Source organism: Fretibacterium sp. OH1220_COT-178, assembly GCF_003860125.1.
Lineage (GTDB): Bacteria > Synergistota > Synergistia > Synergistales > Aminobacteriaceae > CAJPSE01.
Map to the genome: position 1 here is coordinate 109,246 of NZ_RQYL01000005.1, position 12,766 is coordinate 122,011.

At 64.0% G+C, this 12,766-nt stretch carries 9 protein-coding genes; 7 read left to right on the forward strand and 2 right to left on the reverse strand.

What is annotated here, in order from left to right; all coding sequences use genetic code 11:
- Nucleotides 1-160: 160 nt before the first annotated feature.
- The 4 genes from EII26_RS03590 to EII26_RS03605 all read left to right on the forward strand — a co-directional run bounded on the left by EII26_RS03590 (nucleotide 161) and on the right by EII26_RS03605 (nucleotide 4,926).
- The gene (locus EII26_RS03590) at nucleotides 161-748 is read left to right on the forward strand and encodes a TetR/AcrR family transcriptional regulator (protein ID WP_233572584.1); all 588 of its coding nucleotides are present in this window, start codon (nucleotides 161-163) and stop codon (nucleotides 746-748) included.
- A 174-nt stretch (nucleotides 749-922) separates the two neighbouring features.
- On the forward strand, nucleotides 923-1,894 hold the full coding sequence (locus EII26_RS03595) for a TAXI family TRAP transporter solute-binding subunit (RefSeq protein ID WP_124887776.1): 972 nt from the start codon (nucleotides 923-925) through the stop codon (nucleotides 1,892-1,894).
- Nucleotides 1,895-2,056: 162 nt separating this feature from the next.
- Complete coding sequence (locus EII26_RS03600) at nucleotides 2,057-4,012, forward strand: TRAP transporter permease (RefSeq protein ID WP_124887777.1); 1,956 nt, start codon at nucleotides 2,057-2,059, stop codon at nucleotides 4,010-4,012.
- 20 nt (nucleotides 4,013-4,032) lie between these two features.
- The gene (locus EII26_RS03605; protein WP_158612136.1) at nucleotides 4,033-4,926 is read left to right on the forward strand and encodes a DUF4143 domain-containing protein; all 894 of its coding nucleotides are present in this window, start codon (nucleotides 4,033-4,035) and stop codon (nucleotides 4,924-4,926) included.
- Nucleotides 4,927-5,118: 192 nt separating this feature from the next.
- On the opposite strand, the gene EII26_RS03610 is transcribed toward EII26_RS03605, so the two are convergent.
- Both EII26_RS03610 and EII26_RS03615 read right to left on the reverse strand, forming a co-directional pair.
- On the reverse strand, nucleotides 5,119-6,165 hold the full coding sequence (locus EII26_RS03610; protein WP_124887779.1) for a Fic family protein: 1,047 nt from the start codon (nucleotides 6,163-6,165) through the stop codon (nucleotides 5,119-5,121).
- Nucleotides 6,166-6,342: 177 nt separating this feature from the next.
- Nucleotides 6,343-8,277 (reverse strand): heavy metal translocating P-type ATPase, encoded by a 1,935-nt coding sequence (locus tag EII26_RS03615; protein WP_124887780.1) that lies wholly within the window; start codon nucleotides 8,275-8,277, stop codon nucleotides 6,343-6,345.
- Nucleotides 8,278-8,642: 365 nt separating this feature from the next.
- Between EII26_RS03615 and guaD the strand changes: the two genes are divergently transcribed.
- The 3 genes from guaD to EII26_RS03630 all read left to right on the forward strand — a co-directional run bounded on the left by guaD (nucleotide 8,643) and on the right by EII26_RS03630 (nucleotide 12,661).
- A complete protein-coding gene (gene guaD, locus EII26_RS03620; protein ID WP_124887781.1) occupies nucleotides 8,643-9,914 on the forward strand; it encodes a guanine deaminase in 1,272 nt (423 codons plus the stop codon).
- 141 nt (nucleotides 9,915-10,055) lie between these two features.
- On the forward strand, nucleotides 10,056-11,201 hold the full coding sequence (locus EII26_RS03625; protein WP_124887782.1) for an aldo/keto reductase: 1,146 nt from the start codon (nucleotides 10,056-10,058) through the stop codon (nucleotides 11,199-11,201).
- A gap of 77 nt (nucleotides 11,202-11,278) precedes the next feature.
- The gene (locus tag EII26_RS03630; RefSeq protein WP_124887783.1) at nucleotides 11,279-12,661 is read left to right on the forward strand and encodes a sodium-dependent transporter; all 1,383 of its coding nucleotides are present in this window, start codon (nucleotides 11,279-11,281) and stop codon (nucleotides 12,659-12,661) included.
- Nucleotides 12,662-12,766 lie beyond the last annotated feature (105 nt).

Here is a 12,766-nt window from a genome sequence, read left to right on the forward strand (position 1 = left end):
GGGGGATCGAGGGCAATAGGATAAAAAAGAGGGCGTCATTATCAAACATCTTGTTCGTTAACGATTATAATGATCGGTATGTGGAGGGGGAAGAATCAGTTGGGGGGATGTGTTCCGTACGGGACACATCCGAAAAAATGTTTTGTAGGGGAGTGTTGGAATGCCGGAGCAAGTACTGGACAGACGGCAGCGGAAGACTCGGGTTGCGGTGCTGGAGGCGTTTTCCAGGCTTTTGGCGGAGGAGCCTTACGACAAGATCACGATTCAGGAGATCATTGACCGGGCAAACATCGGCCGCAGCACTTTCTATTCGCACTTCGCCACCAAGGACGATCTGCTGCGCACGCTGTGCGGCGGGCTCTTCGACCATATCATCACTTCCGCCCTCGACAGGACGCACACGCACGGGCTCTGTTCGGACGGGGAAAGGCCCGTCTCGATCTTCCTCCATATTCTGGCGCACCTCCGGGAGAACGACAGCAACATTTTGAGCCTCCTCTCCGGGGAGAGCAACGACCTGTTCCTGCGGGACTTCAGGAACGGCATCAAGGAGGTGGTCCGGACGGAGCTTCCGGGGGAGGCGAGGGAGGCGGGCGATATTCCCCGGGAATTTCTGGTCAACCACATCGCCGGGAGCTTCATCGAGATGGTGCGCTGGTGGCTGGAGAACGGCATGAGGCAGACGCCGGAGGAACTGGACGGCTATTTTCAGGCCGTCTCGTCCCCGCTGTTGCAGCGGGGACGCTGACGCCGGGCCGGGCGCCGAATCCGCGGGAAGGGGACAGAAAGGCAAGGTGGTTCTGGCCGGTCCTCCCTTGCTTGAAAAGCCCGCCGCGCTATAGTATATTTCGAGGGCCGTCTTCTGCGCGTTTGACGGTTTTCCATTGCTGGAACTGAAGAACTCACTCGGGAGGGAAGGGAAATGAAGGTTAAGGCATTGGCGGCCTGGACCGTGGGGGTGGCCCTGATCCTGGGCGCCGGCGCGTCGCTTGCGGAGCCCCCGAAGGTTTCGGGAAGCTTCCTGATGGGCACGGGGAGTGCCACGGGGAACTATTACGCTTTCGGCAACGCGCTCGCACAGGTGGTCAACAAGCACACGGGCTCCAACATCACCGTGAGCTCCACCGGCGGGTCCGTGGAGAACGTGCGGCTCCTCAAGAAGGCCGATATCGAGATGTCCCTGGTGCAGACCGACGTCAACAACTACGCGCTGAACGGGATCGAACAGTTTGCCGACGGGGCCGTGAAGAACTTCTCCGCCGTCACCGCCTGCTATCCGGAGATGGTCCAGATCGTGGCCAGCAGGGCCAGCGGCATCAAAAGCGTGGCCGACATGCGGGGCAAGCGCATTTGCGTCGGCGCCGTCGGCTCGGGGTACGAGGTTGCGGCGCGGCAGATCCTGGGCATCTACGGCATGAGCTACGACGACATCGACGAGCGCTTCCTCAGCCAGTCCGAGGCCAAGAACGCCCTTCAGGACGATCAGATCGACGCCTTCTTCATGTGTAGCGGGTACCCCAACGCCAACGTCACCGAGCTCTCCCTGACGGGCAGGATCGACGTGATCTCCATCGACGACGAGCACGTGGGGATGCTGCTGGAGAAGTACCCCTTCTACGCCGCCTTCACGACCCCGGACGATCAGTACAAGCTGGGCCACCCCGTGACCTCGGTGGCGGTCATGTCCATGCTCGTCGCGCTGAACGACCTTGACGAGAACGACGTCTACGCCATCACCGCGGCCATCTACGAGAACCTCGACGAGATCCGTGCGGTGAACAAGAAGGCCGAGCACATGTCCTTGGAAAATCCCTTCCGCGGGATTCCCGGCAACGTTCACCCCGGCGCGGCCCGTTTCTACGAGGAGAAGGGGCTGAAGGTGCCCGGAAGGTAAGCCCCCGGGGCTTGACGCTTTTCTTCCTTTTGCTTGCTGTTTTCGAGTCCGAATCCGGCCGTTCAACGGATGCCCTCCACCCTTCCGTGAACCGCCGGATTTTTTGACTGTTGCCGTGTGGGATACGTGGACGTTCATTTACAGTACAGGAGGACCGCAGGGGTGAGTTTTTTCGATCGAAAAAAGTTGAACGCAGTTCCCGAGAACGTTGACCTGTCCGAGCTGGAAAGGGACTCGCGCTACCGCATCTTTTCCGGGCGCACTGAAATCTTCATCTCGGCGGTGCTGGTGCTCTTCGCCGTTTTTCAGCTCTACGCCTCGCTGAGCGGTCGGCTGCCGCAGCAGATCCTGCGCTACGGGCACCTCGGCTTCGCCATCAGCCTGGCCTTCATCCTCTACCCCACGACCAGGAAATCGAGCCGCAGGAAGGTCAACCCCCTGGACGTGCTCTGCTCCGTCGCCTTTCTGACGGTCGTCGCCTACTTCATCGGCAATTTCAAGGCCCTCCAGCTCCGCGCCGGCGACTACACGACCCTCGACACCGTCATGGCGGGGGTGGGGCTGTTCCTCGTGCTGCTGGCGTGCTGGCGCGTCGTGGGGCCTCCCATCGTGATCATCGCGTCGTGCTTCATCCTCTACGGCCTGATGGGCTCGCGCGGATTGATCCCGGTCGAGATGCCCGGCTTCCTCGCGCAGAGGGGCTATCAGCTGCCGCGCGTCATCACGCACCTGTTCATCACCACCGAGGGCGTGATCGGCAACCCCATCGGGGTCTGTTCGACGTACATCTTCCTGTTCATCCTGTTCGGCGCGTTCCTCGAGAAGACGGGGATCGGGCAGTTCTTCATCGACCTCGCCAACGCGCTGGCGGGGTGGGCGGTGGGGGGGCCCGCCAAGGTGGCGGTGCTGTCGTCGGCCCTTCAGGGCACCGTTTCGGGCTCGTCCGTGGCGAACACCGTGTCGACGGGAGCGTTCACGATTCCCCTGATGAAATCCCTCGGCTATGCGCCGGAGTTCGCCGGCGCCGTCGAGGCCGCGGCCTCCACGGGCGGGCAGATCATGCCCCCCGTGATGGGGTCGGCCGCCTTTCTGATCGCCGAGTCGGTGGGGGTGCCCTATTCCCACCTCATGCTGGTGGCGCTCGTGCCCGCCGTCCTGTATTTCTCGGGGATCTGGATCATGGTGGACCTCGAGGCGCGGCGCAAGGGGCTGAGGGGCCTGCCGCGCGCGCAGCTGCCGCCGGCCGTGCCGCTCATCCTGCAAAAGGGGCATCTCGTCCTGCCGCTGTGCGCCATCATCTACTTCATGCTGTCGGGCTTCACCATCACCCGGTCGGCCCTGTGGGGCGTCGCGATCGCCGCCGTCGTCCCCTTCCTGAGGAGGAGCACCTGGGTGTCCCCCAGGCGGGTGCTCGAGGCGCTGCCCCTGTCCGCGCGGAACATCGTGTCGGTGGCCACGGCCTGCGCCACGGCCGGCATCATCGTGGGGATGGTGACCCTCACCGGCCTCGGTCAGCGCATCGGCACCGGGATGTTCCAGGTCGTGGGGGGCAACGTGTTTCTGGGGCTTCTCTGCGCCATGATCACCTCGCTGGTGCTGGGCATGGGCGTCTCCACCACCTCGAACTACATCATCACCTCGACCGTGGCGGCCCCGATCCTGATTCAGCTGGGGATCCCGCTGCTGGCGGCCCACATGTTCTGCTTCTACTTCGGCATCATCGCGGACATTACGCCGCCCGTGGCGCTGGCGGCCTACGCCGGCTCGGCGATCGCCAAGAGCAACCCCTTCAGAACCGGGGTCAACGCCTCGAAACTGGCCATCGCCGCCTTTCTGGTGCCCTATATGTTCGCGCTCAACCCCAAGCTCATCATGATCGGTGGGACCTTCTCCGAGGCGCTCCCCATGATCCTGACCGCCTTGGTCGGCCTGTTCGGCATCGGCGGCGGGCTGATCGGCTACCTCAACGCGCCGATCGGGTCCTGCTGGCGCCTGCTCCTGGTCGCCGGCGGACTGGGGCTGCTGATCCCCGGGACGACGAGCGACCTTGTGGGGGTCTCGCTCATCCTGGCGGTGTATGGCCTGAATATGCGTAAAAGAAGAGGCGAGGCAGCCTGATGAGCGGGGGCCGGCGAGCGTTGCTGCGGCCTCTGTCCCTCTACGCGTCCGGCGACTCCAGCGGCAGGGTTTCCCTGGAAAAGCTGTGCAACGGGGATATGAGGCCGCAGATGACCGGAGCGGTGGAGCTCGGGACCCTCGTCGACCTGATCCTCCGCGGCGGATGGCCCGGCAGTCGGGACCTTCCGCCGGAGCGGGCGGCGCGTCTGCCGGAGGAATACCTGAATGTCGTCCTCGACCAGGCCCGGAGGCATAACGACGGCGTCCGGCCCGACCCATCCGAACTGCGCCTGGTGTTGCGCTCGCTGGCCCGGAACGAGAGCAGGGCCGTCGACGGCGAGGCGCTGATGCGGGACATCAAGGCTGCCGAGGGCGTGGAGGTCGACCTCGATACCGTCCGCGCCTGTCTGGACCTTTTCAGGCGGCTGTCCCTTACGGACGACCAGCCGCCGTTTCTCGCCCCTATCATCTCGTATGCCCGCGTCAAAGGGAAGGTGAAGCGGCACTTTTCCGATCCGTCCCTTGCCTGTGCGCTGCTGGGGGCGACGCACGAAAGCCTGATGCAGGATCCGGAGACGCTCGAGCGTTTGTTCGAGGCGCTTTGTGCGCGGGATCTGCGCATCTATGCGGAGTCCTTCGGGGCCGCGCTCTACCACTATCGGGATGATGGGAATCGCCGGTTCGACGCGGTCATCGAGCGGCCGGATGGACGTTGGTGCGGCTTTGCGATCGTGTTGTGCGAGAAACGGGTCAACGATGCGGCCGTGAACCTGAAGGGGATTCGGAGGGAGATAGTCCGGGATCCCAAGGTCATCTGGCCCGATGCCCTCTGCGTCCTTTGCGGCGTGCTGGACGCGGCCTACCGTCGTCTGGACGGCGTGCTCGTGGTCCCGATCACGGCGTTGAGGGAATGAGCGCAAGCGCTGCGACGGATACGGAGCCGCCGGGGTTCGCCCCCGCGATGGCGGTACCCTTGTCCTCCTCGATCTTCGATTCGCGGACCTTCCGATCCCCAAATATTTGAGGGGTTTCGCCTGCGTTCGTCACCCCTTCGACTCGAGGGGTGCGCGGCAAGCCGCTTCATGTTCGAGCCCTGTGCCTGCCGTTTACGCTTTTATATATCTCGATGCCCTTCCGGCGCCGATTCGTCTGATCGTCCCGTCCTTTACCATCGCTCCCAGCACGGCTTCCACTGTCGTAGGACTGACGTCCGGGAGGATCTTGCATATCTCCGTCTTGGAGAGCGGCGTCAGGCTGTTCAGGACCGTCGCTTCGATGCGGGCCTTTTTGGTGATCCTTTTCCCGTGAACTACCGCGAAACGCTTGTCCAGCTCCTTGTAACACATATACAAGGTGGATAGAAAATTTTCGATAAACGGAAAATAGGTGTTTCCATTCGTATGCCAGCCCTCGGAGGACCGCCGCAGGGCCTCGTAATAAAATGCCTTGCGATTGTTGATCTGCTCCTCGAAAGAAACATATTTCCCCACGTCATAGCCGCTTTTATAGAGCAGAAGGAGGGAGAGCAGCCTGGACATTCTTCCGTTTCCGTCCCGGAACGGGTGGATACACAGAAAATCCAGGATCACACAGGGACTCAACAAAAGCGGATTGATGCCGGCGTCGCTGTCGGCTTCCAGATAGGCAAGCTCCAGCTGCTCCATGGCCGCCTCCGTCTCGGCTGCCGGTGTGGGGGAAAAGCGCACCTTTCGGTTTCCAGACGCATCGACCTCCAGGATGACGTTGTCGACCGTCTTGTAGCGTCCGCCGTGTTCATGCCCGGCGACGGACAGCAGCATTTCATGCAGACGCAATATGTCGCTCTGCCGGAAATGGATGTGCTCGTACCCCAGATGTATTGCATTCAGGGCGTCCCTGTACCCGGCAATTTCCGCTTCGTTGTGGTTCAACGGTGCGCTGTTCTGATTGACGATGGCCGCGATACGCTCATCACTGGTGACGATCCCCTCGATAGCATTGGAACTTTTGACGGACTGTATTTTTGCAATGGCCTCCAACTCTGTGAAGACACGGATGTACTCCTCTTTTCGGATACCGGCCATCGTTTTCAGGCTTGCGATGCCCGCCGTCAGGTTCGCCAGGTTTGCAGGCAGCAGCCCATTGCCAAGAAAAGAATAATCAAATCTTCTCATGATGCCAGCCTCCAATCTGCATATAAAAGTACCAGGCTATATGCAGATTATCAAGCCTCTCAAAGCAGAATCTGCATATAATCGCCTGGAATATATGCAGATTCTTTTTCGTATAGGCCCATGCCGCAGAAGTTGGGGGTGCTCAAGACATCGTCGATGGGGGCGGGATACGTCAAATCAATCGCGGACGACGGAGGTCTGCGGTTGATTTTGAGGGGGAATGGCGCCCTCCGCTCCACCGGTCCCGACCCGGCATCGGTCCCTTTCCCGCAGCAGCAGCGCCGCGTTGACCACGACGAAGACGGAGCCGAAGTTGTGCCACAGCGCGCCGGTGACGGGAGTCAGGATCCCCGCCGCGGACAGCGAGACGGCACTGGCGTTGATGACGAGGGAGGCGATGATGTTGGTCCTCACCTTATCCATCGCCCTTCTCGTCAGCCGGAACAGGTAGGGGAGGCGCTTGATGTCGTCGCCGACGAGGACGGCGTCCGCGGCCTCGACCGCGATGTCGCTGCCGATCCCGCCCATCGCGATGCCGGCGTAGGCGCCGCTCAGGGCCGGAGCGTCGTTCACCCCGTCCCCGATCATGCAGGTCGGTTCCCTCTCGTCGTCTCCCTTGACGATGGATGCCTTTTCCTCCGGCAGCAGGTTGGCGCGAACCTCCGATATCCCCGCGGCCTCTGCCGCCGCCGCGGCCGCACGCTCGTTGTCCCCCGTGAGGAGCATACAGGAGATGCCGAGCCCCTCCAGGGCCCGAACCGTGTCCTTCGCGTCCGGACGGATCTCGTCCGCCAGGGCGATCAGGCCGACGATCCGGGCGCCGCGGGAGAGGAGGACGACCGTCGCCCCCCGATCCAGGAACTCCTCTGCCGCCTCCGCGGCCCCGTCGGGTGAAATTCCCCGCGAGGCGAAGTAATCCGCCTTCCCGACCGCGACCTCCGTCCCGTCGATCGTGCCGCTCATGGCCCGGCCGGCGATCGCCCGGGAGTCGGCGACGGGCTCGGGATCCTCTCCCGTCCTCTCCAGGAAGGACGCGACGACGGCCTTGCCGAGCGGGTGTTCGGAGCGGCGCTCGACCCGCGCCGCGATGCGGAGGACGTCCCCGTCCGAGAGGGAGGCGTCGAGGCTCCTGAAGGCGACGACCTGCGGCCGCCCGTGGGTGAGGGTCCCCGTCTTGTCGAAGGCCGCGCGCCTCACCCTCGAAAGGCGCTCCAGCGCGTCGCCGGAACGGATCAGGATTCCATGGCGCGCCGCGTTTCCCATCCCCGCGACGACCGCCGTGGGCGTCGCCAGGATGAAGGCGCAGGGGCAGAAGACGACGAGCACCGTCACGGCCCGGACGAACTCGCCCGTGAGGAGCCAGGTGAGGAGGGCGCAGGCGAGCGCGGCGACGACGAGCCACGTCGCCCAGGCGTCGGCCAGGGAGACGATGGGCGCCTTGTTCTCGTCCGCCTCCTCCGCGAGCCGGATCATCCGCTGGAGCGAGCTGTCGCCGCAGACCCGGTCCGCACGCATGGAGAACGTCCCGAACCGGTTTATCGTGCCGCTGGTGACCGAGTCGCCCTCCCCCTTGTCCACGGGGATGCTCTCGCCGGTCATCACGGACTGGTCGATGGAGGTCCGTCCCTCCAGGATGGTCCCGTCGACCGGGATCGTCTCGCCGGCGAGCACGGTCAGGACGTCGCCCTCCCGCACTTCCTCGGCGGGCAGGACGACGTCGGCCCCCTCCCGTCTGACGCGCGCCGTCCGGGGCGTGAGCCCGATCAGCTTCTCGATGCCGCGGCGCGCCCTTTCGGAGGTGTAGTCCTCCAGCAAAGACCCGATCTGCATGATCAGCGCAACCTCGCCGGCCGCGAAATATTCCCCTATCCCTACGGAGGCGGCGAGCGCCATGGCGACCAGGAGGTCGGCCTTGATGTCGCGCTCGAAAATCACTCCCCTTGCGGCACCGACGACGATCGGGACGCCGCAGAGGACGATCGCCACCCACGCGATGTCCGCCGGGAGGCTGCCCTCGAACGTGCCCGCCAGGCTCAGCGCCAGGGAAACCGCCGAGACCAGAACGCAGACGACCGTGGTGCGCGTCTCGTTTTCCATCCATTTCCCGAACATGATGCCCTCCCGCGTCCTCGCCCCTGTACGAAGCCTGAGGGGCGATAAAATAGAGAACGAAATCATCGTTATTGAACATATTGTTCATTAGTGATTATAGTGATTGGACTCCGGGAGGGGAAGAATCAGTTGGGGGTGATGTGTTCCCTATGGGACACATCACGGAAAATGTCCGCAAGCGGCGGGCCTTGCGACGGATCCCTCGACCGCAGCGCCCGTTCGGAGAGGTGGGGATGTTGCCCCTTCCGGATTGTCGGTTATGATATAAAGTGAGTAGTGTGCGATTTTTTCGGCGGGCGCGAACGCCGGAGCACGGGGCGGGGGAGGCCGGGAGTACGGTTCCCGCCCGGAAAGGAATCGTTGCTATGGATGCACTCGTACTGAGGGGGCAGATCGTCTATGCCCCGTTCCCCAAAAAACTGACCGTGAGGCCCGACGCCTATCTCGTGGCGGAGGGCGGGAGGGTGGCGGACGTCTACGACGCCCTGCCGGAAGCCTATGCGGGCGTCCGTGTGGAGGACTGGGGGGACTGCCTGATCGTCCCGGGCTTCAACGACCTTCACGTCCACGCGCCCCAGTTCCCGAACCGCGGGCTCGGCATGGACAAGGAGCTGCTGCCCTGGCTGAACGCCTACACGTTTCCGGAGGAGGCGAAGTTCCGGGACGAGGCCTATGCAAGGCGCGTTTACGGCCGCTTTGTGAGGGAGCTCTGGAGGGTGGGGACGACGCGGGCGGCCGTGTTCGCCACCGTCCACGCTCCGGCCGCGCGGATCCTCGCGGAGCTGATGGGGGAGGCCGGGCTGGGCGGGTTCGTCGGCAAGGTCAATATGGACCGGAACGGTCCCGACGACCTCATCGAGACGACCGGGGCGTCGCTGGCGGAGACGGAGCGCTTCGTCGAGGGGTTCGCCGAGGGGCGCGTGAGGCCCATCCTCACTCCGCGCTTCGCGCCCAGCTGCACGGAGGCGCTGATGCGGGGGCTGGGCGGGATGGCGGCACGCCGGGATCTGCCCGTGCAGTCGCACCTCTCCGAGAACGAGGGAGAGATCGCCTGGGTCCGCGAGCTGCACCCCTGGGCCCGGGACTACGCCTCCGTGTACGACGCCTTCGGGCTGTTCGGCCAAACGAAGACCGTCATGGCCCACTGCGTCCACGTCACCGACGACGAGATCGCCCTGATGCTGCGCCGGGGCGTCTACGTGGCCCATTGTCCGTTCTCGAACCTGAACCTGGCCAGCGGCATCGCCCCGGTGCGCCGCTTTCTCGACGAGGGGCTGAACGTGGGGCTGGGGTCGGACGTGTCCGGCGGGCACAGGCTGTCCATGACGGACGTGATGGCCTCGGCGGTGGAGTGCTCCAAGATGCGGTGGAAGTACGTGGACGGCCGTGCGCCCCTGACGACGGCGGAGGTCCTCTACCTGGCGACGAAGGGCGGGGGCTCCTTCTTCGGCAGGGTCGGGAGCTTCGAGCCCGGCTACGCGATGGACTGCCTCGTGGTCGACGATGCCCGGCTGAGCGACGAGACCCCGCGCTCACCCGAGGAGCGGCTGGAACGTTTCATCTACCTGGGCGACGATCGGGAGATCCGGGCCCGCTACGTGGACGGCGCGCTCCTGAGCGAGCCGAGGGGAGGCTGACCGGGAGGCGGTCCCGCCCCGGTCTTCTTCCGCTGAGCAGAACCACCGGCCAAGCCGGTGGTTCTGCTTTTCGAAGGGGCTGCCCCTTGGTGCTCTTCACCTGCTATAATAGCAAGAATCTTTTTTTGAGGGGGAGCCGTCATGCTTTACAGAAAGATATCGGGAGTGGAGGGGGCGCTCTCGGTCCTGGGCTTCGGCTGCATGCGTTTGCCCGTCACCGCGGGCGGGGCCATCGACGAGCCCGCGGCCGAGCGCCTGATGCGCGCCGCATTCGACGGCGGCATCAATTATTTCGATGCGGCCTGGCCCTATCACGAGGGCAAGTGCGAGGAGTTCGTCGGACGGGCCCTGGAGGGCTACCGGGACAAGGTGACGCTGGTGACCAAGCTGCCCGTGTGGCTGGTGCGCGAGCCTAGCGATATGGAGGACTTTCTGGAGAGGCAGCTGAACTTTCTGCGCACGGACCACCTGGATATCTACCTGCTCCACTCCCTGAATGGGGACCGATGGCGGAGGATGAGGGAGATGGGGGCGCTCGAGTTCATGGAGCGGGCCCGGGCCGCGGGCAGGATTCGGCACATCGCCTTCTCGTTTCACGACGGGATCGACAGCTTCAAGGAGATCGTGGACGCCTACCCGTGGACGATGTGCCAGATCCAGTACAACCTCCTGGACCGAAACTTCCAGGCGGGAAGGGAGGGGCTGGACTACGCCGCCGCCAAGGGGATCGGCGTCGTGGTGATGGAGCCCCTGAAGGGCGGCAACATCAGTCTTCCGGTCCCTGAAGAGCTCAAGGAGGAGGCACGGCTCGCGGGGTACGCCTCGCCCAACCTGGCGGACCTGGGCCTGCGCTGGGTCTGGGACCATCCCGGCGTCTCGGTGGTGCTGAGCGGCATGACCACGCCGGAGCAGCTGGCCCAGAACCTGGCCAGCGCCGACAGGGGCTTGGCGAACGGCCTGTCCGGGCCCGAGCGTCGCTTTGCGGACCGGGTGTGGAAATTCTTCACCGACCGCGTGAGGGTGCCCTGCACGGCCTGCGGCTACTGCAAGCCCTGTCCGCAGGGGGTGGACATCCCTCAGTGCTTCACGAACCTGAACACCGCGTCGGTCTCCGGAAACTGGGAGGCCCAGGGCCGAAACTACCGGTACATCCTGGCGCCGGACCGGGACGGAAAGCGGGCGTCCGCCTGCGTGAACTGCGGGGCCTGCGTCCCCAAGTGCCCTCAGGGCATTCCCATACCGGACAGGCTCCGTGAGGTGGCCGCGGCCTTCGAGTCGGAGGCATAGGGGCGGATTTAAATTGCGGAGAAGCCGCCGGCGTCGTTTTGAGACGGGCGGCCATACAGCATAGGGAGGTTTTGCAGATGGAGGAGAAGCGTACCAGGGAATCGTTGGGAAGCCGGTTGGGGTTCATCTTCCTCTCCGCCGGTTGTGCCATAGGGCTGGGGAACGTGTGGCGTTTTCCCTACATCACGGGATTGCATGGCGGTGCCGCTTTCGTTTTGATCTATCTGCTCTTCCTGCTGTTCCTGGCGATGCCGATCATGGTTATGGAGTTTGCCGTGGGGCGCGCCTCGAGGCAGGGCGTGGCGGGGTCCTTCGAAGTCCTGAAGCCCGAGGGGGGATTCTGGCGGCTCTTCGGCCGTCTGGCCCTGGCCGGAAACTACATCCTGATGATGTTCTACACCACGGTGACGGGGTGGATGCTGGCCTACACCTGGTACGCGGCGTCGGGCACCCTGACGGCGCTGTCGCCCGAACAGATCGGCGCGAACTTCGGTGCTCTGCTCGGGGATCCGAAGGCCTTGATATTCTGGCTCTTCGTGACGGTGCTGATCGGGTCGGCCATCTGCTTCATCGGCCTTCGGACGGGGGTCGAGCGCATCACCAAGATCATGATGTGCGGGCTGCTGCTGATCATGATCGCCCTGGCCGTGCGTTCCGTGACCCTGCCCGGAGCGGAGAAGGGGCTGGACTTCTACCTCAGGCCGGACTTCGGCAAGCTGATGGAAAACGGGCTCTGGAACAGCATCTATGCCGCCATGGGGCAGGCGTTCTTCACCCTGAGCCTGGGCATCGGCAGCATGGCGATCTTCGGCAGCTACATCGGCCGCGATCGCGCCCTGACCGGCGAGTCGGTCGTCATCACCGCGCTCGACACCTTCGTGGCCATCACCGCGGGCCTCATCATCTTCCCCGCGTGCTTCGCCTATGGGGTCAGTCCGAATGCGGGACCGGGCCTGATTTTCGTCACCCTGCCCAACATGTTCAACCACATGCCTCAGGGGCGCATCTGGAGCAGCCTGTTCTTCCTGTTCATGAGCTTCGCGGCCATGTCCACGGTCGTCGCGGTGTTCGAGCACATCATCGCCTGTTCCATGGACCTGCTGGGCTGGGACCGGAGGAAGGCGACCACGGTCAACTTCTTCGCCATCTTGCTGCTCTCGCTGCCCTGCGTCTTCGGCTTCAACATCTGGTCGCACGTCGCGCCGCTGGGGAAGGGGACCATCATCCTGGACCTCGAGGACTTCATCGTCAGCAACAACCTGCTGCCCTTGGGCTCCATCGTCTATCTGCTGTTCTGCACCACGCGCTACGGCTGGGGATGGGACAACTTCATTGCCGAGGCCGACATGGGCCGGGGCCTGAAGTTTCCCCGTGCCCTGCGTGGGTATCTGCTCTATGTCGTGCCGGTGATCATGCTGGTGATCTTCGCCTTCGGATATTACGAGAAGTTCTTCAAATAAGCACGGATTCCGTTGTGGAGGGCGCGGGGGCGGGCAGGGTCCGCCCCCGTTTTCCGTGTGGCGCGGCGCTCGGTTTGGGGTATGATAGACGGAGAATCCGGCTCG